This window comes from Alphaproteobacteria bacterium, from assembly GCA_017308135.1.
Classification (GTDB): domain Bacteria; phylum Pseudomonadota; class Alphaproteobacteria; order CACIAM-22H2; family CACIAM-22H2; genus Tagaea.
Genome location: JAFKFM010000006.1, coordinates 651685 through 677842, shown reverse-complemented (window position 1 = coordinate 677842; position 26158 = coordinate 651685). Strand labels below are relative to the sequence as shown.

The window sequence follows — 26158 nt, the reverse complement described above, 5'->3', positions numbered from 1 at the left end:
AAACTCAGCGCATCAGGCTCCACTCGGAATCCTGCGGGAAATGGCGCGCGACGAAACGATAGGTCGTGCGGACCAGCTTGTCGATGCGCCCGTCGCGTTCCATCGGCATGCTTTTCCACGCCGGCAAAATATCGTCCCACAGCATGAAACGCTGATGCAGCTCGTCGCGCTTTTCGCGGATATAGGAGATCACTTCGGGCAAGCGCTTCAGCACGTTGAAGACTTCGCCCGTGTTCGCGTCGACCTGCAGCAGAATGCCGGAGATATCGTCGACCGGCTTCTTCATCAGAATACGGATACGGCCGATTTCTTCCTGCACGCCGCGCTCGCGCTTGTAGATGTTGTGCAGGATGTTGAAGCCCGTATAGACCTTTTGAATATCGGTGAAACGCTCGCGCAGCGCTTCGATATAGGCGCTTTCCTTGGCGAGCTGTTCGATCTTGTCGACAACCTGATTCTTGTTGGCGCGGCCCAAGCCCAATTTCTCGGCCAGCAGCTCGAACGCTTCCTGGACCTTCTTCTTGGTCTCCGGGTTGTTCGCGATGGATTCGAGCTGGTGCGCGTCGCCGAATTCGACCGGCTTGCCGTTGATCCACGAAAGGATCGAGACCGAGATGCGCGCATTGGCGCGCGCGACGTGATGCGGCTCCACGCGCCACGACGCCGTGCCGTCGAGAATTTCGGCGGGGATCGAATCGCCCGGCTCGATCCGGCGCACGTACTTCATCGACTTCTGGACGACCTCGAGGAGCTTGGCGTCCTCGCTGTCCTTGTCGATCTTGAACTGGATCAGCACCGCGTCGAGCGGCAACGCGGCCATGATGTCGCCCAGCGGCACATGCAGGCACACCGTGTCGCCATCCTTGCCGAATCCGAAATACGCCCCCTTCACCTGGAAGACGGCATGATCGAAGGCGAATTGCTTGCTCTTATCCGCTTTTTTCGGTGGCGGAAGTTCGGCAGGCGGTTCGTTCTTGGTGGCGGCGTCGGACATTCGGTTCGGCTGGTTGCCGTGCGCTTCGCGAATCAGGTTTCCCGGGCCGGAACGGGGGGCTTCGGGCCGATGGCGTTAACTCGCAGGACTCATTCGGGTAGTCAATAGCCCTGGGTTCGATCGACCAGATTCCGGAGCGGCTTACCCGCCAAATAGGACCGGATATTGTCCACGATCTGCGGGGCGGCCGTTTCGGCGTTGGTCAGGCTGGCGATATGGGGCGTTATTTCGACCTTTTCATGCGTCCAAAACGCATGGCCGGGCGGCAGCGGCTCCGGGCTGGTCACGTCGAGCAGCGCGTAATTCAGGTGCCCGGAATCGAGCGCTGCGACCAAATCCGCGTCCACGACATGACCGCCACGCGCGATATTGATGACCGCACTTCCTTTGGGCATCGCCGCGAATGCCCGCGCATTCAGCAATCCGCGCGTCGCCGCCGTCAGCGGCAGAACGCAGATCAGAATGTCGCAGCGCTGCAGGAACGGGATCCAGCCCGCTTCCCCGGCATACATGCGTAAACCTTCGGGGCCGCGTCCCGTGCGCGACCAGCCGGCGACGTCGAAGCCCAAGCCTTTGACCGCCTGCGCGACGGCACCGCCGATCTCGCCCGTCCCCGCCACGCCCACGCGGCAGGCCGATGTGACCGGCGCGGGCAGCGGCTTCCACCGCCCTTCGCGCTGGTATGCGGCATAAGCGCGCATTTGCCGGTGATGGCGCAGCACGCCATACAGCGCGTATTCGATCATGCCCGCGGTCAGCGTGGGATCGGTCAAGCGCACGAACGGGATATGCGCCGGGAATTCCGGATCGCCGACCAAATGGTCGATACCGGCCCCCAGCGACGCGACGAGCTTCAAATTCGGATAGCGCTTCAATTCGCCCGGCGGATATTTCCACACGGCGGCGAATTCGATCGCTTCGGGATCGGGCACGTCGGGCCATCGCACGAACTCAAGCTCGGGCGCCAAACGCTTCAGCACCGGCCGCCAGATTTCCGCGCGGTCGGATTCCGACAGGAACAGCAGCTTCACGTGCGCATCCCAGCACCCTCGACGACCTTGTGTTCGAACGCGGCCGCCATCAGCGCCTTGGTATAGGGCGCTTGGGGTGAATCGAAGATCTGCGCGGCGGGCCCGTGTTCGACCGCCTTGCCGTCCTTCATCACCAGCACGTCGTCCGCCAAGGCGCGCACGACCTTCAGATCGTGGCTGATGAACACGTAAGCGAGGCCATGCTTGGCCTGAAGTTCACGCAGCAGATCGACGATCTGTGCCTGCACCGACATATCCAGCGCCGAGGTCGGCTCGTCGAGCACGACGAGCTTGGGCTTCAGCACCAAGGCGCGCGCGATCGCGATGCGCTGACGCTGCCCGCCCGAGAACTCGTGCGGATAACGATGGCGCGTCGTGGGATCGAGGCGGACTTCGGTGAGTGCCGCGACGACGCGCGCATCGCGCTCGGCGTCGCTCAAACCCGGCTCGTGAATCGCCAAGCCTTCGGCGACGATCTCCGCCACCGACATGCGCGGGGATAGCGACCCGTAAGGGTCTTGGAAAACGATCTGCATTTCCTTGCGCAAGGGCCGCAGATCGCCCCCGCGCAAGGCCACGATATCGCGTCCGTCGAATTCGATGGCGCCTTCGGCACGTTCCAACCGCAGCAATGCCAGGCCCAGCGTCGTCTTGCCCGAGCCGGACTCGCCAACCACGCCCAGCGTATGCCCCGCCTTCAAATTCACGTCGATCCCGTCGACCGCCTTCACATGGCCGATCGTGCGGCGGAACACGCCCGCTTTGATCGGGAACCACACCTTGATGTCGCCGCCGCGCAGGACCGTGCGCGCTTTGGCGTCGCGCGGCCCCGCCTTGCCCTTGGGCTCGGCGGCCAAAAGATGGCGCGTATAGTCGTGCTGCGGCTGCCCGAACACCTCGGCCACCGGGCCCGCTTCGACGATGCGGCCCTTGTTCATCACCGCTACGCGATGCGCCAAGCGGCGCACCACGCCCAGATCATGGGTGATGAACAGGATCGCCATGCCGAGTTTTTCCTGAAGCTCCTTGAGGAGTTTCAGCAACTGCGCCTGGATCGTCACGTCGACGGCGGTCGTCGGCTCGTCCGCGATCAGAATGTCGGGTTCGTTGGCGAGCGCCATCGCGATCATCACGCGCTGGCGCTGCCCGCCCGACAATTGATGCGGATAGGCGTCGAGGCGCTGTTTGGCTTGCGCGCCCAAGCCGACGAGTTCCAGCAACTCGACGATGCGCGCGCGCGCCGCCTCGCGGCTCAAACCCTTATGGATCGTCAGCGCTTCGCCGATCTGCTTCTCGATCGTGTGGAGCGGATTGAGCGAGGTCATCGGCTCCTGGAAGATCATCGCGATGCGATTGCCGCGCACTTCGCGCAAGCGCCCTTCGCCCGCCCCCAGCAATTCCTCGCCGCGATATTCGATCTTGCCCGACGGATGCGAGGCGAGCGGATAGGGCAGCAATTGCAGCACCGACAAGGCGGTGACCGACTTGCCCGAGCCCGACTCGCCCACAAGTGCGAGCGTTTCGCCGCGATGCAGATCGAACGACACGCGATCGACGGCGGTGAATTTCGCCGACCGGCCCATCTCGAACTGGACCGATAGATCGCTGACGCGCAGCAAGGTTTCGCCGATGCTCATCGAAATGTCTTTCGCGGGTCGAAGGCGTCGCGCACCGCTTCGCCGATGAAGATCAGCAGCGACAGCATGATGCCTAGTGTAAAGAACGCGGTGAGGCCGAGCCAAGGGGCATTGAGATTCGCCTTGCCCTGGGCCAGCAATTCGCCCAGCGACGGCGAGCCGGGCGGCAGGCCGAAGCCGAGGAAATCGAGCGAGGTCAGCGCCACGACCGAGCCCGACAGAATGAAGGGCATGAAGGTCAGCGTGGCCACCATCGCGTTGGGCAGAACGTGGCGGAACATCACGCTCGCGTCCGACGCGCCCAGCGCCTTGGCCGCGCGGACGTAATCGAAATTCCGCGCGCGCAGGAATTCCGCGCGTACCACGCCGACCAAGCCCATCCATTGGAACAGCAGCAGCAGGCCCAGCAGCCACCAGAAATTCGGCTCCACGAAGGCGGCCAGGATGATCAGCATATAAAGCTGCGGCAGGCCGTCCCAGATTTCGATGAAACGCTGGAACAGGAGATCGACCCAGCCGCCGTAATAGCCTTGCACGGCCCCAGCCGCGACGCCGACGATCGACGACAGGATCGTCAGCGTCAAACCGAACAGCACCGAAATGCGGAAGCCGTAGATCAGGCGCGCGACCACGTCGCGGCCCTGATCGTCGGTACCCAGCCAATTTTCCGCCGAAGGCGGTGCCGGCGCGGGGACCGGCAGATTGCGGTTGATCGTCTGATACGAAAACCGCACCGGCGGCCAAATCATAAAGCCGCCCTTCTCCGCGATCAGGCGCACGACTTCGGGATCACGATAATCGGCTTCGGTTTCGAAATCGCCGCCGAATTCGGTTTCGGGATAGGCGACGAAAATCGGCATATGCGGCTTGCCGTCATACATCACGAAGATCGGCTTATCGTTCGCGATCACTTCGGCGAACAGCGTTACGACGAACAACGCCGCGAAGATCCAGAACGACCACCAGCCCCGCCGGTTCGCCTTGAAATTGGCGAAGCGGCGGCGATTGAGCGGCGACAGGCGATCTTGGAAAGCCATTAGCCGCGCCGGTCGAAATCGATGCGCGGATCGACGAGCGTGTAGGCGATATCCGACACGATCTTCATCAGCAATCCGAGCAGGGTGAAGAAATAGAGCGTCGCGAACATCAGCGGATAGTCGCGATTGACCGCCGCTTCGAAGCCGAGCAGGCCCAAACCGTCGAGGCTGAAGATGATCTCGATCAGCAGCGAGCCCGTGAAAAAGATCGAGACGAACGCGCCGGGGAACCCGGCGATGACGATCAGCATCGCGTTGCGGAACACATGGCCGTAAAGCACGCGATGCTCGGTCAAGCCCTTGGCGCGCGCGGTCACGACATATTGCTTGCCGATTTCGTCGAGGAACGAATTCTTGGTGAGCATGGTCAGGCCGGCGAAGCCGCCGATCACCATGGCGAGCACCGGCAGCGTCATGTGCCAGATATAGTCGAGCGCGAGGGCGGGCCAGGACAGCGTGCGCCAATTATCCGACAGGATGCCGCGCAGCGGAAACCAGTCGAAGAACCGCCCACCGGAGAACAGCACGATCAGCAGCACCGCGAACAGGAAGCTGGGGATCGCATAGCCGACGATGACGACGCCCGACGTCCAGATGTCGAAGCGCGAGCCGTCCTTCACCGCTTTGCGTATGCCCAGCGGAATCGACACGAGATAGACGATCAACGTGGTCCACAGGCCCAGCGAGATCGACACCGGCATTTTCTCCAAGACCAGATCGATGACCGGTCTGTCTTTGAAGAAAGATCGGCCGAAATCGAAGGTCAGGAATTTCGTCATCATCGTGACGAAGCGCTCGAGCGGCGGCTTGTCGAAGCCGAATTCGCGTTCGAGCTGCGCGATCAAGGCGGGATCGATGCCTTGCGCGCCGCGATACTGGCTCGTCGAGCCGCTCGAGCGCGTTTGGCGCTGCGCTTCCGTGCCGCCCGTGCCCGAAATGCGCTGCGTGGCGTCGGTCGACAGGCCGCGCATCTCGGCGATGATCACGTCGATCGGTCCGCCGGGGGCCGCTTGAATGATCGCGAAATTGACGATCATGATACCCAGCAGCGTGGGCACGATCAGCAGCAAGCGGCGGATCAGATACGCGGCCATGTCGGTGGTTTATCGCCCGCGCTTGGCGCGCAACGCCGCTTCGCGCTGCGGATCGACCCACCAGCTGGTCCAATCGAACCCGGCGCGCGCGGTCGTCGCGGGCCAGCCGAACTTGTCCCACGCGGCGACGCGATCGACGTTCGAATACCAGTTGGGCACCATCCAATAGCCCCACTGCAAAACGCGATCGAGCGCGCGCACGCGCTGGACCAGCGCATCGCGATCGGGGGCCGAAATCACCAGCTCGACCAATTCGTCGATCACCGGATCCTTGATGCCGATGATGTTGCGCGACGCTTTTTCGTCGGCCTTGGCCGAATTCCAATAATCGCGCTGCTCGTTGCCCGGCGATTCCGACTGGCCGAAGGTCGACAGCATCATGTCGAAATCGAAATCGTCGACGCGGTTTTGATATTGCGCGACATCGACCGGGCGGATGCGCGCGGAAATGCCGAGCTTCTCCAGATTCTGGATGAAGGGCGCGATGATGCGTTCGAACGCCGCCTGGCCTTGCGGCAGCAGGAATTCGAAGCTCATCGGCTGGCCTTGCGCGTTGACGAGCTTGCCGCCCTGCACGCGCCAACCCGCTTCGCGCAAAATCCGCGCGGCCTCGCGCAGGCCGCCGCGGTTTTCCGGCGTGCCGTCGGATTTGGGCGGGTTGTATTCGGTCGTGAAGACTTCCGGCGGCAGCTTGTCCTTGAAGCGCGTCAGGATCGCCAATTCCTCGCCCTGCGGCAGGCCCTTCGCCGCGAGTTCCGAATTGTCGAAATAGGAGCGCGTGCGCGTATAGGCGTCGAAGAACAGGTTCTTGTTCGACCATTCGAAATCGAACGCGTAGGCGAGCGCTTGGCGCACGCGCCGGTCGTTGAAGGGCGCGCGGCGCGTGTTGAACACGAAGCCTTGCATGCCCGACACGCGCGTTTCGGCGATTTCGTGCTTGCGGATCAGACCGGCGCGCAGCGCGTCGGTTTCGTAGGCCTGGGCCCAGAAGCGCGCGGTGTTCTCCTGGCGAAGATCGTAACCGCCGGCGAGGAACGCTTCGAGCGCCACTTGCGCGTCGCGATACCAGTCGTAGCGGATCGTGCCGAAATTATAGCGGCCGCGATTGACCGCGACGTCGCGCGCCCAATGATTCTCGACCCGGCGCAAAGTGACCTGGCGCCCCATCTCGAAATTGTCGATGCGATAGGGGCCCGAGCCCAGCGGCGCTTCGGTCAGCGGGCGATCGAATTCGCGGCCTTCCCACCATTTGCGCGACAGCACGGGAATCTGCCCGACGATCAACGCCAATTCGCGGTTCTGCGCGTTGCGGAACACGAAGCGCACTTTGCGTGGGCCGGTTTTCTCGACCTTCGCCACATCGCCGTAATAGGCGCGGAAGAACGGCCGGCCTTTGTCGCGCAAGGTCTGGAACGACCAGATCACGTCCTCGGGCTCGATCGGCGAGCCGTCGTGGAATTTCGCTTCTTCGCGCAATTCGAACTCGACCCAGGACCGGTCCGCGGGCGTTTCGACCGTGCGGCAGACCAGGCAGTATTCGGTGAACGGCTCGTCGTCGGACGCGACCATCAGCGTTTCGACCGTCAACGCGACAAGGCCCGTCGCCGTGCCCCTTATGATCCAGGGGTTGAAGCTGTCGAACGTGCCCAGCGTGTGGAACTTCACCTCGCCGCCCTTGGGCGCGTCGGAATTCACATGCTGGAAATTCCGGAAATCGGCCGGGTACTTGATGTCGCCATGCATGGCGATCGCGTGGCGCGGGCCCGTACCCGGACTCAGTTCCTGGGCGGCGAGCGGGGCGCTGAGCAGCGTCGTCGTCAGAAAGGCGGCGGCGGCAAGGTGGCGCATCGCGGGTCTACTCCCTCGAAGATCGAGGGAGTATGCGTCACGAGAAGCGGAAAAAAAGCCTTTTCTTTCGCGTATTTCAGGCTTTGAGCGCGCCCACGGCCGCCGCCGCCATGCGCGCATCGCCGGCCGCGATCACATAGCCGGGCGAGTCGGTCGTCAAAGCCTTGCCCTGCCAATCGTGGATCACCCCGCCCGCCCCTTCGACCACCGGCACCAAAGCCGTGAAATCGTAGATGCCGAGCCCCGCTTCGACGACGAGATCCACGCCGCCGCGCGCCAGCAAACCATAGGCGTAGCAATCGCAAACCGGCAACGGCCGCTTCACGCGCTGGCGCAGCCGATCGAAGGCCGGGAAATTCGTGTCGCCCGACACCGGCACGGCCGAATAGAGCGAAGCGAGTTTGAGATCGGGACAGGCGCGGGTTTTGACTTCGCGCGTGCCCTTGGCGTCGGTGAAGCGCGTGGCTTGGCCCGTGGCGCCGATCCAGCGTTCGCCCAAAGCCGGGCAATCGATCACGCCCAGCGCGGGCTTGCCGTCGATGGCAAGGCCGATCAACGTGCCGAACAATGGATTGCCGCTGATGAAGGCCTTGGTGCCGTCGATGGGATCGAGCACCCAGACGCGCTTGGCATCCGTCCGCTCGCGCCCGAATTCCTCGCCCAGAATCCCGTCATTCGGACGTTCCTTGGCGATCAATTCGCGCATCACTTTTTCCGCCGTACGGTCGGCGATGGTGACGGGCGAGGCGTCGTCCTTGTCGTCCACCTGGACGGCGGTGCGGAAATACGAGAGCGAGACCTTCGCGGCCGTTTCGGCGAGACGATGGGCGAATTCGATATCGGCGGAATCGATCATGACGGGCGCACTATGACGCTTCGGCCCGCGCCCCCGCAAACGAAAAACCCGGGCGCGATGGCCCGGGTTTCGTCGTCGCGCGAAGCGGCGAAATTCAGCGCGTCGGGACCGGCTTGGGACCCGAATAATCGTAGAAGCCGCGCTTGGTCTTGCGGCCGAGCCAGCCGGCTTCGACGTATTTCACCAGCAGCGGGCACGGGCGGTATTTCGAATCCGACAGCCCGTCGTAGAGCACGTGCATGACGGCAAGGCAGGTGTCGAGACCGATGAAATCCGCCAGTTCCAGCGGGCCCATCGGATGGTTGGTGCCCAGCTTCATCGCCGTGTCGATCGATTCGACGGAGCCGACACCTTCATACAGCGTGTAGACGGCTTCGTTGATCATCGGCAGCAGAATGCGGTTGACGATGAAGGCCGGGAAATCCTCGGCCGTCGCCGACGTCTTGCCGAGCTTGGCGGTGAGGTCGCGGATCGCTTCGTAGGTTTCGTTCGACGTGGCGATGCCGCGGATGATCTCCACCAGCTGCATCACCGGCACCGGGTTCATGAAATGCATCCCGATGAATTTCTCGGGCCGGTCGGTCGAAGCGCCCAGGCGCGTGATCGAAATCGACGAGGTGTTCGACGCGACCAGCGCGTCCTTGCTCAGCGCGGGGCAGAGCTTCTTGAAGATCTCGCGCTTGATCGCCTCGTTCTCGGTCGCGGCTTCGATGACGAGATCGGCATCGCCGAAAATCGCGTAATCGGTGCCGGTCTTGATCCGGCCGATCGCCGTCGCCTTGGCTTCCTCGGTCAGCGCGCCCTTCTTGATCTGCCGGTCCATATTGGCCGTGATCGTGGCGATGGCCTTGCTCAGCGAGTCCGGGTTGGCGTCGAGCATGCGGATGTCGAAGCCGGCTTGCGCCGCGACATGCGCAATACCGTTGCCCATCTGGCCCGCACCGACGACGCCGATGATCTGGATGCCCATGATCGATCCTTCCTGGGGTTACTTCTTCGCCGGCAAAGCGGCGGTGAGTTCGGGGGCGAGCTTGAACAGATCGCCGACCAAGCCGTAATCGGCGACCTGGAAGATCGGCGCTTCCTCGTCCTTGTTGATCGCGACGATCGTCTTGGACGCGGACATGCCCGCCAGATGCTGGATGGCGCCCGAGATACCGACGGCGACATAAAGATCCGGCGCCACGACCTTGCCGGTCTGGCCGACTTGGTAGTCGTTGGGCGCGTAGCCCGCATCGACGGCCGCGCGCGAAGCGCCGACGGCCGCGCCGAGCTTGTCGGCCAAAGGCTCGATATAGGTTTTGAAGTTGTCGCCCGAGGCGAGACCGCGCCCGCCCGACACGACGATGCGCGCGGCGGTGAGTTCCGGGCGTTCGGATTTCGTCAGCTCCTGGCCGACGAATTTCGACAAGCCCGAATCGCCCGCACCCGACACGGCCTCGATCGCGGCCGAACCGCCTTCGGCGGCGGCCGGCGGGAACGCCGTAGTGCGCACGGTGATGACCTTCACCGCGTCTTTCGAACGCACGGTCGCCAGCGCGTTGCCCGCATAGATCGGGCGTACGAAGGTGTTCGCATCGACCACGCCGACGATGTCGGAAATCTGCGCCACGTCCAGCAACGCGGCGACGCGCGGCAGCGTGTTTTTGCCCTGCGCGGTCGCGGCCGAGACCACATGGGTGCGCCCGGCGGCGAGCTTGACGATCAGCGGGGCGAGGTTTTCCGCGAGGAAATTGGCGAGCGACGCATCGTCCGCGTGCAGCACCTTGGCGACACCGGCGATCTTCGCGGCGGCAGCGGCGATCGCCGCCGTGCCCGCGCCGGCGACGAGGATGTCGACCGGGCCGCCCAGCTTGGCGGCGGCCGAGACGGCATGCAGCGTGGCGGGCTTCAGGCCCGCAGCGTCGTGATCGGCGAGAACGAGAATCGACATATCAGATCACCTTCGCTTCCGACTGCAGCTTCGCGACGAGGGTCGCGACGTCCGGCACCTTGATGCCTGCCGTTCGCTTCGGCGGCTCTTCCACCGACAGCGTTTCCAAGCGCGGCGCGACGTCCACGCCCAGCGCATCGGGCGTCAGCGTATCGATCGGCTTCTTCTTCGCCTTCATGATGTTCGGCAGCGAAGCGTAGCGCGGCTCGTTCAAGCGCAAATCGGTCGTGACGATCGCGGGCAGCTTGACGGCAATGGTCTCGAGACCGCCATCCACTTCGCGCGTCACGGTCATGTTGTCGCCGTCGATGGTCAGCTTCGACGCGAAGGTCGCCTGCGGCCAGCCCAGCAACGCCGCCAGCATCTGGCCGGTCTGGTTGCTGTCGTCGTCGATCGCCTGCTTGCCGAGGATGACGAGCTTGGGCGCTTCCTTGTCGACCACGGCCTTCATCAGCTTGGCGACGGCCAGCGGCTGCAATTCCGCGTCGGACTGCACCAGCACGCCGCGATCGGCCCCCATCGCCAGCGCCGTGCGCAGCGTTTCCTGGGCTTGCGTGGGCCCCATCGACACGGCGACGATCTCCGTCGCCACGCCTTTTTCCTTGAGGCGGACCGCTTCTTCGACCCCGATCTCATCGAACGGGTTCATCGACATTTTGACGTTGGCGAGCTCGACGCCCGTCTTGTCGGCCTTCACGCGGATCTTGACGTTGTAATCGACGACCCGCTTGACCGCGACCAGCACTTTCATTCCAGCGATTTCCCCGGATATTGCGAGAGGGTGCGCGACACTAGACCCCCGACGCGCGGGGGTCAACGGAGCACGACCGCACCGCAATACGAAGATAAGTCGCTTTTATCGTTGATCTTTCGTCGTATCGATCGCGACGAAAGCGGGCGCCAAGCGCGCCGGTGCGCTCCAGGCCAGCTTGTCGAAGGCGCCGCAGCGCCGGCAGATCGCGTGCCACTCGGCATGCGGGTGGCCGCAGGAATCGCACGTCCACGCCGGATCGCCGGGCGCATCGGAAGCGCGCGCGAGCCAGGATTTCGCTTGCGCCATGTCGCCGCCGGATTCCTCTTCGATGCGCGCCATCAAGCGGCACAGGCTGGCACGCGGCTCGCCGCCTTCGGCGTCGATCGCGGCTTGGGCGTGGCGCTTGGCCTCGCCCCACAATTCGGCGGCGAGCGACGCTTCGGCCAACGCCGCATGCGAATAGGCATGCGTGGGGTTGAGCTTCGCCAGACGCTCCACCTGCTTGATCCATTGCAGCGCGTCGGGGACGGCGCGCGCCTTGCGATATGCGTCGAGCAATTCGGGATGGGGGGCCCGAATCCATTCCTTTTCGACCAGCGACGATGCGGCGCGCGCGCGCGCATCCTTGGCGTAAAGCGTCGCCAGCGTCGCCGCGATTTCCGGCCGGTCGGGGGCGAGCTTGAACGCGCGTTCGGCGGCACGGATCGCTTCGCGGCGATCACCCTTGGCTTCGTGCCCGCGCGCGGCTTCGTGCAGTGCGGCGGCGCGCTTTTTGTCGGCGTCCGGTGCGGGCAGCATTTGCTGGCGGCGCGCGGCGTCGATCGTCAAAGCCGCATCGTCCCAGCGCGCGGCTTTGGTTTCGAGGTCGATCAACGCGCCCGAAACCCAGGTCGCATCGGGGCGTAATTCGCGCGCGCGGCGGGCCAAACCCAGCGCTTCGTCGTCGCGGCCCTCTCTCATCGCAATGGCGACGAGACCGCGCAACGCCGCGAATTCGGTTTCCGGAGCGGCGCGCATCGCTTCCAGATGTTTGCGCGCGGCCGTTTCATCGCCCGCCAATTGCGCGGCTTGCGCGGACAGCAATAGCGATGCGGGTGGTGCCCCCAGCAAGCGATCGGCCAAAGCCGCTTCGCGCAAGGCCGAACGCGGATCGCCCGCCGCGACCGCGACCAGACCGCGCGTCAACGCCGCGTAGCCATGACGCTCACGACGGGCTTGGCGCCACAATTTGATGCGGGTCGGCGTGCCCGCGATCCAGCGCCAGAGGCGATCGACGACGATCAGCGCGAAACCGGCAATCGCCGCGAGAATGGCGAGCGCGCCGAACGAGGAATCGAAACGCCAGCCCGCGAATTCCAGCGTGGCGCGGCCGGGTGTCGCCCCCAGCCACACGGCGGCAAGCATCGCGCCAAGGGCGAGAACCAGAATAATTAGGACGCGGCGCATCCGGACCTTACCCGCCCGACGCGAGGCGTTGCAGTGCCGCTTCGACCGCGAGGCGCGCGCGCGCGGCTTCCATCCATTCCGCCGCCGGGGCCAGCCAAGCCGGGCCCGGCGGATCGAGGGAAGCCAACGCGCCCGGCAAATCTTCGACCGCCAAACGGGCTTCGGCGCGCGCCACGCGCGCCGTGGCGCTGTCGCCATCGACCTCGCCCACGCGGCGAATGGACAGGAATTTCTGCACGCGTTCCAACGCTTCGGCCAAAACCGGCGTATCCGACGCGGCCTCGACGCGCGCGGCGGCGACCACGGCATTGGCGATCGCGGGGAAGCGGCGCGCCAAGGCGGCGCGCGTCTCCACGCCCCCGCTGCGCGCATCCAATTGCTGCAGCAAAGATGCGGCATTGTCCGGTGCCAAACCGCGCACGACCGTCAATTCCGGCGCGAAGCCGCGCCCGGCGAGTGCGGCGTCGCGCAACTGCCCGACCGCGAGCAGGAATTCCGCGCGCTTCACATCGGCGCGATCGCGTTCGCCGCCTTCGCGGATCGTCTGCGCTTCCGAACGGATCGTCGCCAGCGTTTGCGCGAGTTCGCGATTCTCCTGAGTCAATCGCGCGATGGTTTCCGCCAAAGCGGGATCGGCGGCGGGGCGCTGTTCGAGCGTCGCAAGGCGTTGTTCGAGCGGCGAAAGATCGACCGGCGCCGCCACCGGTGCGGGTGCGGGTGCCGCCGTCACGACGGGCTCGGGCGCCGGTTTGTTTTCGAGCGCGGTCAAACGCCGGTCGATTGCCGCCAAGCGCAGATCGATCGCGCGCAGCGCCGTCGCGGATTCCGACGGCATCATATGCGTCTGCCAATAGGTGAAGGCGAACGCGCCGGCCACGCCCACGACCAGCGCCACGGCGATGGCGCCGAGGGCGGGGCGTTTGGTCGCGGGCTTGGGCTCGGGCATGTCCGTCTCGATCTTGAAAGCTTCGGGCTTGGGCGCTTCTTGCGGCGGCGCTTCCGCCGCCAACGCGTCGATCGCTTCCAGCAGCGCCGCCTCGGTCGGTTGCGCAGCCGCGCGTTCGGATTTCCAGTGTGCCCCTTCGACCCGGGCGGCGTCGAGGGCCGCTTGCGACAACCCCAAAGCCGAGACGGTCTTCAACGTATCGAGCAAATCCGCCTTGCGGACGAGTTGCACGAAGGTCGCGGCGGTGCGCGGACTGAAAAACGCGATGGCGTCGAGCGTACCGGCTTTCAGCGCCTGGGCCGCCGCGTCGGGCAGATCGCGCGCGGTGTCCTGACGATAGAGCTGCACGCGCCGCACGTCGTAACGGTCGACCCCTAAATCGCCGGCGAGATCGCCCGCGACGGCCGACCCGCTGACATGCAGCAAAGCGCCCTCGCTGGGCGCCAAATCCATCCGCACGAGATTGGCGAGTGCCACCACATCGCCGCCCGCCGAATGCACGTCGCGGAATCCCATATCGCGCGCCGCCTGCGCGGTCGCATCGCCCACGCAATAGGCGGGCACGTGCCGCGCGGTCGAGACGCGCGCGAAGCTGCGCACGCCGTTGATCGAGGTGAAGAGCAGCGCCTGCACGCCGTCGAGATCGACGCTCGCCGTTTCGTCCGGCACGATATCGAGCAGCGGTGCTTGAACCGCATCGTGGCCGCGCATGGCCAGCGTCAGCGCGAAGACTTCGCTTTCGCTGCGCGGGCGCGTGACCAGGATGGTAAGGCGGCGCTTTTCGGTCATGGCGCGAAATATCCCGGCCCGGCGCGGCGCTTCAATTCCTCGCCCGCATCTTGGCCCAGCTTTTCGGCGTCGGCGATTTTTCCTTCGCGGAACGTGGTCAGCAAACCCGTGCCGTCGGGGCGCACGACCAGCCCGTCGAGCCGCAAACCGCCTTTGCCGTCGAGGATCGCCAGCGCGCCGATCGGCGTGCGGCACGACCCGTCCAGGCGTTCCAGCAGCCCGCGTTCCGCGCGCACGGCGACACGCGTGTCGGCATGGTCGATCGCGGCGAGGCATTCGCGCGTGCGCGTATCGTCCAAACGGCATTCGATGCCGACCGCCCCTTGCGCGACGGCGGGCAGCATTTCCGACGGTTCCAGGATCGCGGAAACGACGCTGGCCTTGCCCAAACGCTTCAAACCCGCCAACGCCAGGAACGTCGCGTCCGCGACACCGTTGTTGAGCTTTTCGAGCCGCGTGTCGACATTGCCGCGGAACTCGACGATGCGGATATCCGGCCGCTTGGCACGCAATTGCGCGGCACGGCGCAACGACGACGTGCCGACGACGCAACCTTGCGGCAAGGTCGCGAGCGTCTTGGCGCTTTCGCGCGCGATCAGCGCGTCGCGCGGATCTTCGCGCTTCAAAATCGCGACGATGCCGAGCCCGTCGGGCAAATAGGTCGGTACGTCCTTCATCGAATGGACGGCAAGATCGATTTCGCGCGCGAGCAGCCCTTCCTCGATTTCCTTCGTGAACAGGCCCTTGCCGCCCGCTTCCGAAAGATTGCGGTCCTGAATACGGTCGCCGGTCGTTTTATAGATGCGGATTTCGACCGCCACGCCGGGAAACGCCGCCGTCAGAAGGCGCTTGGTCTCGTGCGCTTGCCACAGGGCCAACGGCGAGCCGCGCGTGCCGATTCGCAAAGTTTCCGTCATACGTTCCCAGCCTTGCTTTCATTCTTTATCGCAAGGGACCGGTCGGCTACACAAGCGCCATGACTTTGGTCCTGGGTATCGAGACAAGCTGCGACGAAACGGCCGCCGCCTTGGTCGATTCGAACAAGAAGCTGCGCGCGCAGAAATTGGCGAGCCAGATCCGCGCCCACGCGCCCTATGGCGGGATCGTGCCGGAAGTGGCCGCGCGCGCGCATTTGGCCGTCCTCGAAGACCTGGTGCGCGATGCGCTGGCCGAGGCGAAGGCCGAATGGACCGATATCGACGCCATCGCCGCGACCACCGGCCCCGGCCTGATCGGCGGCGTGATCGTCGGCGCCACCTTCGCCAAAGCCGCCGCGATGGCGCGCGGCTTGCCCTTCGTGGCTGTGAACCATCTCGAGGGCCATGCGCTGTCGCCGCGTTTGATCGCCGACGTGCCCTTCCCCTATTTGCTGCTGCTCGTTTCCGGCGGGCATTGCCAGTTGCTGATCGTCGAAGGTGTGGGCCAGTACACGCGCCTGGGCACCACGCTGGACGACGCGGTGGGTGAAGCCTTCGACAAGGTCGCGAAGCTGCTGGGCCTGCCCTATCCCGGCGGCCCGGCGATCGAGAAGCTGGCGCGCGAGGGCGATGCCAAAGCCTTCGATCTGCCGCGCCCGTTGAAGGGCCGCAAAGGCTGCGACTTTTCCTTCGCCGGTTTGAAGACCGCCGTGCGCAACGTGCTCGACAAAACCCCCGACGCGAACGCCGCCGATCTTGCCGCCGCGTTCCAGATGGCGGTCGCCGACACGCTGGCCGATCGCACGGGTAACGCAATCGACGCGTTCTTGAACAAATACCCGCACGGCAAGCATCTCGTCGTCGCGGGCGGAGTGGCCGCCAATACCGCGCTGAAAGAACGCCTCGCGCGCGTCGCCAACAAGGCGGGGCTCGACCTCATCGCGCCGCCCGTGTCGCTTTGCACCGACAACGCGGCGATGATCGCCTGGGCGGGGCTGGAGCGTTTTGCGCTCGGCGCCAACGACCCGCTCGATTTTCCCTGCCGGCCGCGCTGGCCTTTGGATCCGAAAGCCACATGAAGAAAGCATCCATCATCGGCGCTGGCGCTTGGGGCACGGCCATCGCGCAGACGCTGTCGCGCGCGGGGCTCGACGCCACGCTATGGGCGCATGAAGCCGCGACGGTCGATGCGATCAACACGACGCACGCGAATCCGATCTTTCTGAAAGACGTCGCGCTGGAGAAAAATATTCGCGCGACGACCGATCTTGGCGATGCGGTGAAAAGCGCCGATCTGCTGGTGTGGGTGACACCCGCCCAGCATCTGCGCGCCACGCTGACGAAGGCCGCGCCGCATTTGCCGCCCGGTGCCCCGTTGATCCTGGCGACCAAGGGCGTGGAGACCGGGACCGGCAAGTTGATGAGCGATATCGCCGCCGAATTGGCGCCGGGTCGCGCCATCGCCGTGCTGTCGGGGCCCAGCTTCGCGCGCGAAGTCGCACTGGGCAAGCCGACCGCCGTGACGATCGCGGCGAGCGACGGCGTGCTCGCCGCGAAGCTCGCGTCGATTTGCGCCACGCCGGCTTTCCGCGTCTATTCCTCGACCGACGTGCCGGGCACGCAAGTGGGCGGGGCGGTCAAGAACGTGCTGGCGGTCGCCTGCGGCATCGTCGCGGGCAAGGGCCTTGGCGACAACGCGCGCGCGGCGTTGATGACGCGCGGCCTTGCCGAAATGGTGCGCCTGGGTGTCGCCATCGGCGGCCAACCTGAAACGCTGATGGGGCTTTCCGGCCTCGGCGATCTTTCGCTGACCTGCAACAACGACCAATCGCGCAATATGCGTTTCGGCATCGCGCTGGGGCGCGGCTTCACCAAGGATCAAGCCTTGAGCGATCCCAAGCTCGGCCTTGTCCACGCGGCGGTCGAAGGCATCGACGGCGCCATCTCGGTCAACGAGCTTGCGAAATTGCGCGGCGTCGAGATGCCGATTTGCGCCGCCGTTTACGATATCGTGCATCGCGGGGCGGACCCCGACGCGGCGATGCGAAGCCTGCTGGCCCGCCCCTTGAAGGAAGAGCGCGCATGAAATACTGGCTGATGAAATCGGAGCCCGACGTCTATCCCTGGTCGAAGCTGGTCAAGGACGGCACGGGCAATTGGGACGGCGTGCGCAATCACACCGCCAAGCTGAACCTGATGGCGATGCAGGTCGGCGACCGCGCCTTCTTCTATCACTCCAATATCGGCAAGGAGATCGTCGGCGTGATGGAAATCGCCAAGACGGCGCATCCCGACCCGACCGCCGACGAAGGTCCGTGGGTGCAGGTCACGGTGAAGCCCGTGGAAGCGGCCAAAACGCCGCTGACCCTCGCCGATATCAAAGCGACACCCGAACTCGCCCAAATGGCGCTGCTGAAACAGTCGCGCCTGTCGGTCCAGCCGGTGACGCCGGCGGAATGGAAATTCATCGCCAAGAAGCTGGGCGTCAAAGCGTGACCGTTCTTTGCCGCCTCGACGAGATTTCGGATCCCGGCAGTGCGGGGTTCCTGATCGAGCAGGACGGCAAGGATCCGCGCGAAATTTTCGTCGTGCGCAAGAACGGCCACGTTTACGGCTACACGAATATCTGCCCGCATGCGGGCGTGGCGCTGGCGGGCGGGGCCAATAATTTCCTGGCGCCGTCGGGCGACTATATCCAGTGCGGGCTGCATGGCGCGTTGTTCGCGATCGAGAATGGTGCATGCGTCGCGGGCCCGTGCCGGGGCCGGTCGCTGACCAAACTCGATATCCGGATCGTGACCGGCGATCTGGAATGCCCGGCGATCGTCTGGAACGACGGGGAAGAATAAGGCTGCGTCCCCTTGTCACGCCGCGGAACGCGGTAAAGCGCAACCGGTTCGGCTTGTCGAACCCCGCCATGACCGGATAAAACCATCGGGCGACGGGGTTGCGATTAACCGGCCCCGCCAGAATTCGCGCCCAGGGAGAGCCGCCGATGTCCGACGAATTATTCCCCGTCTCCGCCGATTTCGCCAAAAAGGCGTGGGTCGATGCCGCCAAATATCAGGCGATGTACGACAAGTCGGTCGCCGATCCCGAAGGCTTCTGGGCCGAGCACGGCAAGCGCGTCGATTGGATCAAGCCCTTCAACAAGGTGAAGGACGTTTCCTACACCGGCGACGTCCATATTAAGTGGTTCTACGACGGCACGCTGAACGTCGCGGCGAACTGCACCGACCGGCACCTCGCCAAGCGCGCGAACCAGACCGCGATCATCTGGGAAGGCGACGACCCGAACGAGTCGAAGCACATCACCTATAAGGAACTGCACGAGCAATCGTCGCGCATGGCGAATGTGCTGAAGAAGCACGGCGTCAAGAAGGGCGACCGCGTCACGATCTATCTGCCGATGATACCCGAGGCAGCCTACGCGATGCTCGCCTGTGCCCGCATCGGCGCGGTGCATTCGATCGTGTTCGGCGGCTTCTCGCCCGACTCGCTGGTCGGCCGCATTCAGGATTGCGATTCGAACTTCGTCATCACCGCCGACGAAGGCTTGCGCGGCGGGCGCAAAGTGCCGCTGAAGGCCAATGCCGACGCGGCGCTGAAATCCTGCCCGTCGGTCAAGAAGATGCTGGTCGTGAAGCGCACCGGCGGCAATGTCGCTTGGGAAGCGGGCCGCGACATCTGGTGGCACGACGAAGCCGCCAGCGTTTCCGCCGATTGCCCGGCCGCCGAAATGTCGGCCGAGGATCCGCTGTTCATCCTCTACACCTCGGGCTCGACCGGCAAGCCCAAGGGCGTGCTGCACACCTCGGGCGGCTATCTCGTCTTCGCGTCGATGACGCATCAATACGTCTTCGACTATCACGACGGCGACATCTATTGGTGCACGGCCGATGTGGGCTGGGTCACGGGCCACAGCTATATCGTCTATGGCCCGCTCGCCAACGGCGCGACGACGCTGATGTTCGAAGGCGTGCCGAACTATCCCGACGCATCGCGCTTCTGGCAGGTCGTCGACAAGCACAAGGTCAATATCTTCTACACCGCGCCCACCGCGATCCGCGCGCTGATGCGCGAAGGCGAAGCGATGGTGAAGAAGACGAGCCGCGCGAGCCTGCGTTTGCTGGGCTCGGTCGGCGAACCGATCAACCCCGAAGCCTGGCTTTGGTATCACCGCATCGTCGGCGATTCGCGCTGCCCGATCGTCGATACGTGGTGGCAGACCGAAACCGGCGGCATTTTGATCACGCCGCTGCCCGGCGCCATCGCGACCAAGCCCGGCTCGGCCACCAAGCCGTTCTTCGGCGTGAAGCCGATCCTGGTCGACAACGACGGCAAGCTGCTGGAAGGCGCCACGGACGGCAATCTGTGCATCGCCGATTCCTGGCCCGGCCAGATGCGTACCGTGTTCGGCGATCACAAGCGCTTCGTCGAGACGTATTTCTCGACCTTCAAGGGCTATTACTTCACCGGCGACGGCTGCCGGCGCGACGCCGACGGCTATTACTGGATCACCGGCCGCGTCGACGACGTGATCAACGTCTCGGGCCATCGCATGGGCACGGCGGAAGTCGAATCCGCCCTCGTCGCCCATCCGAAGGTCGCGGAATCCGCGGTCGTCGGCTATCCGCACGACATCAAGGGCCAGGGCATCTACGCCTATGTCACGCTCAAGGCCGGCGAACACCCGACCGAAGAACTGCGCAAGGAACTGGTCGCCTGGGTGCGCAAGCAGATCGGCCCGATCGCCTCGCCCGATCTGATCCAATGGGCGCCCGGCTTGCCGAAGACGCGTTCGGGCAAAATCATGCGCCGCATCCTGCGCAAGATCGCCGCGAACGAGCATTCGGCGTTGGGCGATACGTCCACGCTCGCCGATCCGTCCGTGGTCGATGATCTGGTGAACAACCGGATGAACAAGGCGTAAGCGCCCGCTTCATTCCGCTAGAACGTTAAACCCCGCCGGGCGACCGGCGGGGTTTTTCGTTGGGGCTTAGGCGGCGCGCACGCCGTCGAGGAAGCGTTTCACGTCGTCGCGCAGACGTTCGGTCTGTGCGGCGACGTCGCCGGCACTTTTGCGCACGCCCGACGCGACGTCGCCGGTATGCGCCGCCGACTGGCTGAAGCCCGTCACGCCGCGCGAGACTTCGGCCGTGTCGCTCGCCACGCGCTGCACGGTCTGCGCAATTTCGCCGGTCGCGGCCCCTTGTTCTTCGACGGCCGCGGCGATCGCCGCCGCGATGGACGAGATTTCGTCGATCGTGCCCGCGATGCCGCGGATTGCGACGACGGCGCCGTCCGACGCGCCCTGGATCTCGGCGATTTGGCGCGCGATTTCCTCGGTCGCCTTGGCGGTTTGCCCGGCGAGGTTTTTGACCTCCGACGCGACGACCGCGAAGCCCTTGCCCGCCTCGCCCGCGCGCGCGGCTTCGATCGTGGCGTTGAGCGCCAAAAGATTGGTTTGCGACGCGATATCGTTGATGAGCTTGGTGACGTCGCCGATGCGCGCGGCGACTTCGACCAGGCTTTCGACCGTCTTGGTCGCGGTGCGCGCCTGTTCGACGGCTTCGCCGCTTTTGGCGGCCGAGCTCGACGCGCGGCCCGCGATCTCGCGTACCGAGGCGGAGAGTTCCTCGGCCGAGGCCGCCACGGTCTGCACGCCGGTCGCCGCTTGTTCGGTCGAGCCGCTGAGCGCTTCCGCCTCGCGCGCCGTGGCGGCGGCGGTGTCGCTCATGCCCTTCGAGGAATCGTCGAGCACGGACGCAGCTTGCGACAAGGCGCTGACCACGCTGCCGACGGAACGTTCGAAGGAATCGGCCAACGCCAAAGCTTCTTCGCGGCGTTTGCGTTCGGCTTGCCGTTCATGTGCTTCGGCTTCGGCGCGCAAGCGCTCGACCTCGACCAGCGCTTGGCGCAGCACGTCGACCGATTTTGCCATGCGGCCGATTTCGTCGCCGCGGGCGGTGCCGGGCACGTCGAGATCGGTTTTGCCGTCTTTGATCGTGTCGAGCGCCACGGTCAGCGACAGGATCGGCTTGGAAATGCGCCGCGCGATGAATACGCCCAGCACGATCGCCACCGCCATGACCGCCAGCGCGCCCAGAATCTGCTGCAGGCGCGCGGCGGCGGCGGCGGCACGGCGATCCGTGATGTCGCTGACGATTTCGGTCACGCCGAAATTCGTGCCCGCCTTGTTGACGAGCTTCTCGGCGCGGACCAGCAGCGTGCGATCGCCGGCGGTGATCTCGCGAAGGACGTTCTGCCCGCCGATGGCGCGCTTCAACTCCTCGGGCGTCAGGACCGAGCCGCCCGCGCGCGTCGCCGCCAGCGGGGCGAACTTATCGCCCTCGGCGATGTGGAAGGCGACATCGACGCCCAGCTTGCGCTTGATCCGCTCGGCAAAAGGCTGGGCCAGCGAAATGCCCGAATCGATGAGGGCCATCGTTTTGTCGCCGTCCTTGACCGGTGCGGTGGCGAAGACGCTCATATTGTCGCGGCCGGCCTCGAGACCGGAGGATAAGCGGCCGTCACGGACGGCCTCCGTGACCGTGCGGCGGCGGCTTGTCACGTCGTCGCCGAAGTTCTGGGGGGCGTGCGCGCGATAGAAAGCGATACCCGGGGCCGTCATCAACGTGATGGTCGAAATGCCCGCGCCTTCGCGCGTCAGGGCGAAGGCTTCGCTCGAGAGGGCCGCGGCCGCGTCGCGGTCCTTGCGCAACAGCGCATCGCGGAGAATCGGATTGGCAGCGAGCGCCGAAACGACCCCGCGGACGACCGCGACTTGCGATTCCAGCTCCTCCATCACGTCGATCTGCGCCTGGTCGATGGCGCGCAATTCGGATGTTTCGTCCGCCTGTTTGCGATCGTAGAACGAAATCGCGAACAGCGTGGCCGACGACAGCAGCGCGACGGCGACGAACGCCAGAATCAGCCGCGCGGCGAGCGAGCCGAGTTTCTTCCCGATCGACATGTACGAAGTCTCCTGAAGTTGTCGCACGGAGGATTCCATCCGCCGGGTTAAAGGGACGCTAACGCACCCGCTTTCATGACGGCTTCGGCGCACCTATATTGCCGCCATGCTCACGCGTTTCGTTTCCAGCTTCGCCGTCACCGCCTTCGCGCTGTGGACCCTGCTTTGCCTTGGTTTCTGGGGGGTTATCGCGCTGGGCGGCGATTTGCTGCGCTGGTTCGCCGGCGTTTTGGGCGGCGATGCCATCGCCCGATCCGTGCTCGGTTTTTTGGAAGCGTTCGGCACATTTCTTTTGGCGTGGGTGTGGTTCGCGGGTGCCGCGTTGATCGTGTTCGCCGGCTTCATGCTGCGCCAAGCGGCGCGCAACGCCACGACGATCCGCGTGCAGACGGTCCAATTCGGGGAGCGCGGCGATTGGGGCCCGCGCGAAATGAAAGACGTGACGCCGCCCAAAAGCGACGCGCCCGAAATCGACCTCGATCAGAAAAGATTGCCGCCGCGTTGATCGCTAAAGCGGTTCGCCGCGCATCAGCCGCGGCAGACTGCCGACCGTGCCCATCGCGTGGCGCATGAACAGCCGCTTCAACGGCGGCACGGCTTGGACGGCGGCAAGGCCCAGATCGCGCGCGAGTTTGATCGGCGCGATATCGTTGGAGAATAGGCGCAGCAAGCCGTCGGTAACGGCGGACATGCTGACCGTATCGAGGCCGCGCCAGCGCGCATAGGCGTCCAAGCGTTCGGCCGAACCGGGATCGAGCCCCAAGCGTTGGCCTTCGACCAGCACTTCGGCCAAGGCGGCCACGTCGCGTAAGCCCAGATTGAAACCTTGGCCCGCGATCGGGTGAATCCCGTGCGCCGCATCGCCCGCCAGCGCCACGCGGCCTTCGAAGAATTTCTTCGCCTGCACGAAGACGAGCGGATAGACCCAGCGCGGCCCGGCGAGTTCGATTTTGCCGAGACCCCAGCCGAAACGCTCGTGGATCTCGTCGCAGAATTCGTCTTCGGGCAGAGCCGCGAATAGTTTCGCGAGCTCGGATTTTTCCGTCCACACGATCGACGAACGATGCGTGCCGTCGGCCGCGTCGTTGAGCGGCAGCACCGCAAAAGGTCCCGCCGGCAGGAAACGCTCATGCGCGATTCCGTCATGCGGCTTTTCGTGACGGATCGAACAGACAATGCCCGATTGCGCGTAATCCCAGCGCACGGCGCCGATGCCCGCGGCCTTGCGCAACGGCGACGGGCGGCCGTCGCAGGCGACGACCAAGCGCGCGCGCAAAATTTGTCCCGAGGCGAGCGCCACATCCGCATGCGTCGCGTGCGAAACGACGTCGAGCGCTTTTTCCGGCGCCATCAGCTTGACGCGCGGCTCCATCGCCAACGCCGCGTAAAGCGCGCGGCGCGTGAAGCGGTTTTCGACGATATAGCCGAAGGGCTCGTCGCCGATTTCGCGATGGTCGTAATGCAGGAACAGCGAGGAATCGCCGTCGGACACGCGAATGTCGCGGATGGGCGACGCGTCTTGCGCGATCGAAGGCCACAAGCCGATGCCTTGCAGCACGCGCATGGAGCCAAGCGCGATCGCCGAGGCGCGGCCGTCGAACGCGTCGGCCGCGCGCATCGCCGGCGCTTCGGGATCGACGACGACACTGGCGATCCCGCCGCGCGCCAAGGCCAAAGCCAGCGTCAGGCCGACCAAGCCCCCGCCGACGATCGCGACATCGGTTTCGATCACGTTCGACATGGCGTGTTTTCTAGCAGAACCGGCGGGCCCGTATCAGCGATTCCGGGCGCGGCGCCACGTCGCGGGGCGATTTCATTTGCCACGGCAATTCGCAATGCGGCATGATTTTTGAACCATTCCGCCCAGCATGCCGGGGAAAGCAATGCCCCCGGGACAGCAAATCCGGGGCAAGCACCGAGGGAAAGGGATACTCCGATGAAAATGGTCGTCGCGATCATCAAGCCATTCAAGCTGGACGAAGTGCGCGAGGCGTTGACCGCGCTGGGCGTACAGGGCCTGACGGTCACCGAGGTCAAAGGGTTCGGCCGTCAAAAGGGCCAGACCGAAATCTATCGCGGCGCCGAGTATTCGGTCAGCTTCCTGCCGAAGGTGAAGGTCGAGATCGCCGTGACGGATTCGCTGGTTGAGCGGGTCGTCGAATCGATCCAGAAATCGGCCAACACCGGCAAGATCGGCGACGGCAAGATTTTCGTGCTCGATGTCAGCCACGCCGTGCGTATCCGCACCGGCGAGACGAACGCCGAAGCGCTCTAATCTTCCGCACTTCGTCTAAAAAATAGGCATTTCGACGGCCCGCATCGCGGGCCGTCGTCATTTTAGGGATTTGGGATCGAGTCCGGCCTATTTTCGCGGCATAGACTCAGGCCTTTGAATTATCGAAAAAATCCGCGATTTGTGCGTCGCACAAGGCCGCTTTCTCCCTGGCACGATTCTTGACTCTATGAGTCGCCGCCCGGCCAACGGGTGCCGCAAGAAAGCTTCAAACGTCCCGGTCGAGTCCGGGCAAGCCAGGAGACGACAATGACCAACACCAACCGCCTTGCGACGCTCGGCGCCCTTGCGGCGGCGGCGTTCATGGGCTTCGCCGGACCGGCCTTCGCGGACGACGCGAAGATCGATACGGGCGACACGGCGTGGATGCTCACCTCCACCGCCATCGTTCTGATGATGACCATTCCCGGCGTCGCGCTGTTCTACGCCGGCATGGTGCGCAAGAAGAACGTGCTCGCCACGCTGATGCAGTCTTTCGCGATCACGGCGCTGATTTCGGTGTTGTGGATGGTCGTCGGCTACTCGCTCGCCTTCGGTGAAGGCGGCGCCTTCATCGGCGATTTCTCGCGCGTCTTCCTGTCGGGCATGACCTGGGACAAGCCTTTCACGCTGGGTTCGGGCGACGGTGCGGTCGCCTTCACGATCCCGGAAGTCGTGTTCGTCATGTTCCAGATGACCTTCGCGATCATCACGCCGGCCCTGATCTGCGGCGCCTTCGCCGACCGCTTCAAGTTCTCGGCGCTGCTGTGGTTCATCGGCCTGTGGTCGATCCTGGTCTACGCGCCGGTCGCGCACTGGGTCTGGCATCCGAATGGCTGGCTGTTCGCGCTGGGCGCGCTCGACTTCGCGGGCGGCACGGTCGTGCACATCAACGCCGGCATCGCGGGCCTGGTGGCCGCGATCGTCATCGGCAAGCGCAAGGGCTACGGCACGGAGAACTTCTCGCCGTTCAACCTGGTGCTGGCCGTGATCGGCGCTTCGCTGCTGTGGGTGGGCTGGTTCGGCTTCAACGCGGGTTCCGCCGCCGCCGCCGGTGGCCGTGCGGGCATGGCCATGCTGGCCACGCAAGTCGCCACGGGTGCCGCCGCATTGGCGTGGATGTTCGCCGAATGGGCGACGCGCGGCAAGCCGTCGGTCCTGGGCGTGATCTCGGGCGCCGTCGCCGGCCTCGTCGCGATCACCCCGGCCGCGGGCTTCGTGACGCCCGGCGGTTCGCTGGTCATCGGCGTGGTCGCGGGCGTGATCTGCTTCTGGGCCTCGACCTCGCTCAAGAAGTCGCTCGGCTACGACGACTCGCTGGACGTGTTCGGTGTGCACGGCGTGGGCGGCATCGTCGGCGCGCTGCTGACGGGCGTTCTCGCCGCCGGTGCCTTGTCGGCGACGGAAGCCCTGCCGGAAGGCCTGACCGGCCTGCTGGAAGGCAACCCCGGCCAGTTGATGATCCAGGTCTACGCGACTGTCGCCACGATGATCTACTCGGGCGTGGCTTCGCTGATCCTGCTCAAGATCGTCGACGCGATCGTGGGCCTGCGCGTCTCGGAAGAAGCCGAGCGCGACGGTCTCGACCTGTCGCTGCACGGCGAAAGCGTGCAGTAACACCCTTCCCG

The 26158-nt window shown here is 65.0% G+C and carries 22 protein-coding genes; 8 read left to right on the top strand and 14 right to left on the bottom strand.

What is annotated here, in order from left to right; all coding sequences use genetic code 11:
* Positions 1-4: 4 nt before the first annotated feature.
* From J0H39_03590 to hemC, 12 genes are all read right to left on the bottom strand, one after another.
* Complete coding sequence (locus tag J0H39_03590) at positions 5-994, bottom strand: hypothetical protein (GenBank protein MBN9495816.1); 990 nt, start codon at positions 992-994, stop codon at positions 5-7.
* Between the two features lie 101 nt (positions 995-1095).
* On the bottom strand, positions 1096-2025 hold the full coding sequence (locus J0H39_03585) for a glyoxylate/hydroxypyruvate reductase A (GenBank protein MBN9495815.1): 930 nt from the start codon (positions 2023-2025) through the stop codon (positions 1096-1098).
* Complete coding sequence (locus tag J0H39_03580; GenBank protein ID MBN9495814.1) at positions 2022-4046, bottom strand: ABC transporter ATP-binding protein; 2025 nt, start codon at positions 4044-4046, stop codon at positions 2022-2024. Before J0H39_03580 ends, J0H39_03585 begins: the two co-directional genes overlap by 4 nt.
* 652 nt (positions 4047-4698) lie before the next feature.
* Complete coding sequence (locus J0H39_03575) at positions 4699-5793, bottom strand: microcin C ABC transporter permease YejB (GenBank protein ID MBN9495813.1); 1095 nt, start codon at positions 5791-5793, stop codon at positions 4699-4701.
* A 9-nt stretch (positions 5794-5802) separates the two neighbouring features.
* A complete protein-coding gene (locus J0H39_03570; GenBank protein ID MBN9495812.1) occupies positions 5803-7641 on the bottom strand; it encodes an ABC transporter substrate-binding protein in 1839 nt (612 codons plus the stop codon).
* 76 nt (positions 7642-7717) lie between these two features.
* Positions 7718-8497 carry a histidinol-phosphatase gene (gene hisN / locus J0H39_03565; protein MBN9495811.1) on the bottom strand — a complete coding sequence of 260 codons (780 nt, stop codon included), beginning with the start codon at positions 8495-8497 and terminating at the stop codon, positions 7718-7720.
* Positions 8498-8591: 94 nt separating this feature from the next.
* Entirely contained in the window at positions 8592-9470 is an 879-nt protein-coding gene (locus J0H39_03560) for a 3-hydroxybutyryl-CoA dehydrogenase (GenBank protein ID MBN9495810.1), read from the bottom strand.
* 15 nt (positions 9471-9485) lie between these two features.
* Positions 9486-10430: an FAD-binding protein gene (locus J0H39_03555; GenBank protein MBN9495809.1), complete on the bottom strand. Its 945-nt coding sequence runs from the start codon at positions 10428-10430 to the stop codon at positions 9486-9488.
* Position 10431: 1 nt separating this feature from the next.
* Entirely contained in the window at positions 10432-11181 is a 750-nt protein-coding gene (locus J0H39_03550) for an electron transfer flavoprotein subunit beta/FixA family protein (GenBank protein ID MBN9495808.1), read from the bottom strand.
* 105 nt (positions 11182-11286) lie between these two features.
* Positions 11287-12630 carry a hypothetical protein gene (locus J0H39_03545; GenBank protein ID MBN9495807.1) on the bottom strand — a complete coding sequence of 448 codons (1344 nt, stop codon included), beginning with the start codon at positions 12628-12630 and terminating at the stop codon, positions 11287-11289.
* 7 nt (positions 12631-12637) lie between these two features.
* On the bottom strand, positions 12638-14365 hold the full coding sequence (locus J0H39_03540; protein ID MBN9495806.1) for a uroporphyrinogen-III synthase: 1728 nt from the start codon (positions 14363-14365) through the stop codon (positions 12638-12640).
* Positions 14362-15282, bottom strand: a complete 921-nt coding sequence (gene hemC, locus J0H39_03535) for a hydroxymethylbilane synthase (GenBank protein MBN9495805.1) — start codon at positions 15280-15282, stop codon at positions 14362-14364. Before hemC ends, J0H39_03540 begins: the two co-directional genes overlap by 4 nt.
* Positions 15283-15341: 59 nt before the next feature.
* Between hemC and tsaD the strand changes: the two genes are divergently transcribed.
* The 5 genes from tsaD to acs all read left to right on the top strand — a co-directional run bounded on the left by tsaD (position 15342) and on the right by acs (position 20215).
* On the top strand, positions 15342-16361 hold the full coding sequence (tsaD, locus tag J0H39_03530) for a tRNA (adenosine(37)-N6)-threonylcarbamoyltransferase complex transferase subunit TsaD (protein ID MBN9495804.1): 1020 nt from the start codon (positions 15342-15344) through the stop codon (positions 16359-16361).
* The gene (locus J0H39_03525; GenBank protein MBN9495803.1) at positions 16358-17368 is read left to right on the top strand and encodes an NAD(P)-dependent glycerol-3-phosphate dehydrogenase; all 1011 of its coding nucleotides are present in this window, start codon (positions 16358-16360) and stop codon (positions 17366-17368) included. Before tsaD ends, J0H39_03525 begins: the two co-directional genes overlap by 4 nt.
* Positions 17365-17778, top strand: coding sequence for an EVE domain-containing protein (locus tag J0H39_03520; protein ID MBN9495802.1), 414 nt, complete (start codon positions 17365-17367; stop codon positions 17776-17778). Before J0H39_03525 ends, J0H39_03520 begins: the two co-directional genes overlap by 4 nt.
* Entirely contained in the window at positions 17739-18131 is a 393-nt protein-coding gene (locus J0H39_03515; protein ID MBN9495801.1) for a Rieske (2Fe-2S) protein, read from the top strand. The genes J0H39_03520 and J0H39_03515 overlap by 40 nt, the downstream gene beginning before the upstream one ends.
* A gap of 146 nt (positions 18132-18277) precedes the next feature.
* Complete coding sequence (gene acs, locus J0H39_03510; GenBank protein MBN9495800.1) at positions 18278-20215, top strand: acetate--CoA ligase; 1938 nt, start codon at positions 18278-18280, stop codon at positions 20213-20215.
* A gap of 66 nt (positions 20216-20281) precedes the next feature.
* On the opposite strand, the gene J0H39_03505 is transcribed toward acs, so the two are convergent.
* Complete coding sequence (locus J0H39_03505; GenBank protein ID MBN9495799.1) at positions 20282-22258, bottom strand: HAMP domain-containing protein; 1977 nt, start codon at positions 22256-22258, stop codon at positions 20282-20284.
* Between the two features lie 106 nt (positions 22259-22364).
* Here J0H39_03505 and J0H39_03500 point away from each other — a divergent pair, with 106 nt between their 5' ends.
* A complete protein-coding gene (locus J0H39_03500) occupies positions 22365-22763 on the top strand; it encodes a hypothetical protein (GenBank protein ID MBN9495798.1) in 399 nt (132 codons plus the stop codon).
* A 3-nt stretch (positions 22764-22766) separates the two neighbouring features.
* Here J0H39_03500 and J0H39_03495 read toward each other — a convergent pair whose 3' ends face one another.
* Positions 22767-23999 carry a UbiH/UbiF/VisC/COQ6 family ubiquinone biosynthesis hydroxylase gene (locus J0H39_03495; protein ID MBN9495797.1) on the bottom strand — a complete coding sequence of 411 codons (1233 nt, stop codon included), beginning with the start codon at positions 23997-23999 and terminating at the stop codon, positions 22767-22769.
* A gap of 195 nt (positions 24000-24194) precedes the next feature.
* On the opposite strand from J0H39_03495, the gene J0H39_03490 reads away from it, so the two are divergent.
* Both J0H39_03490 and J0H39_03485 read left to right on the top strand, forming a co-directional pair.
* Positions 24195-24533 carry a P-II family nitrogen regulator gene (locus J0H39_03490; GenBank protein MBN9495796.1) on the top strand — a complete coding sequence of 113 codons (339 nt, stop codon included), beginning with the start codon at positions 24195-24197 and terminating at the stop codon, positions 24531-24533.
* Positions 24534-24854: 321 nt separating this feature from the next.
* A complete protein-coding gene (locus J0H39_03485; GenBank protein ID MBN9495795.1) occupies positions 24855-26147 on the top strand; it encodes an ammonium transporter in 1293 nt (430 codons plus the stop codon).
* Positions 26148-26158: the final 11 nt, after the last annotated feature.

Bases quoted from the DNA above. Each gene is read 5' to 3' on its own strand.
- J0H39_03485 (MBN9495795.1), top strand. From the start codon at position 24,855: ATGGGCTTCGCCGGACCGGCCTTCGCGGACGACGCGAAGATCGATACG.
- acs (MBN9495800.1), top strand. From the start codon at position 18,278: ATGTCCGACGAATTATTCCCCGTCTCCGCCGATTTCGCCAAAAAGGCG.
- J0H39_03490 (MBN9495796.1), top strand. From the start codon at position 24,195: ATGAAAATGGTCGTCGCGATCATCAAGCCATTCAAGCTGGACGAAGTG.
- J0H39_03495 (MBN9495797.1), bottom strand. From the start codon at position 23,999: ATGTCGAACGTGATCGAAACCGATGTCGCGATCGTCGGCGGGGGCTTG.
- J0H39_03570 (MBN9495812.1), bottom strand. From the start codon at position 7,641: ATGCGCCACCTTGCCGCCGCCGCCTTTCTGACGACGACGCTGCTCAGC.
- J0H39_03580 (MBN9495814.1), bottom strand. From the start codon at position 4,046: ATGGATGGGCTTGGTCGGCGTGGTACGCGCGGAATTCCTGCGCGCGCG.
- J0H39_03590 (MBN9495816.1), bottom strand. From the start codon at position 994: ATGTCCGACGCCGCCACCAAGAACGAACCGCCTGCCGAACTTCCGCCA.
- J0H39_03555 (MBN9495809.1), bottom strand. From the start codon at position 10,430: ATGTCGATTCTCGTTCTCGCCGATCACGACGCTGCGGGCCTGAAGCCC.
- J0H39_03540 (MBN9495806.1), bottom strand. From the start codon at position 14,365: ATGACCGAAAAGCGCCGCCTTACCATCCTGGTCACGCGCCCGCGCAGC.
- hisN (MBN9495811.1), bottom strand. From the start codon at position 8,497: ATGATCGATTCCGCCGATATCGAATTCGCCCATCGTCTCGCCGAAACG.
- hemC (MBN9495805.1), bottom strand. From the start codon at position 15,282: ATGACGGAAACTTTGCGAATCGGCACGCGCGGCTCGCCGTTGGCCCTG.
- J0H39_03550 (MBN9495808.1), bottom strand. From the start codon at position 11,181: ATGAAAGTGCTGGTCGCGGTCAAGCGGGTCGTCGATTACAACGTCAAG.
- J0H39_03515 (MBN9495801.1), top strand. From the start codon at position 17,739: ATGGAAATTCATCGCCAAGAAGCTGGGCGTCAAAGCGTGACCGTTCTT.
- J0H39_03525 (MBN9495803.1), top strand. From the start codon at position 16,358: ATGAAGAAAGCATCCATCATCGGCGCTGGCGCTTGGGGCACGGCCATC.
- J0H39_03575 (MBN9495813.1), bottom strand. From the start codon at position 5,793: ATGGCCGCGTATCTGATCCGCCGCTTGCTGCTGATCGTGCCCACGCTG.
- J0H39_03505 (MBN9495799.1), bottom strand. From the start codon at position 22,258: ATGTCGATCGGGAAGAAACTCGGCTCGCTCGCCGCGCGGCTGATTCTG.
- J0H39_03545 (MBN9495807.1), bottom strand. From the start codon at position 12,630: ATGCGCCGCGTCCTAATTATTCTGGTTCTCGCCCTTGGCGCGATGCTT.
- J0H39_03500 (MBN9495798.1), top strand. From the start codon at position 22,365: ATGCTCACGCGTTTCGTTTCCAGCTTCGCCGTCACCGCCTTCGCGCTG.
- tsaD (MBN9495804.1), top strand. From the start codon at position 15,342: ATGACTTTGGTCCTGGGTATCGAGACAAGCTGCGACGAAACGGCCGCC.
- J0H39_03520 (MBN9495802.1), top strand. From the start codon at position 17,365: ATGAAATACTGGCTGATGAAATCGGAGCCCGACGTCTATCCCTGGTCG.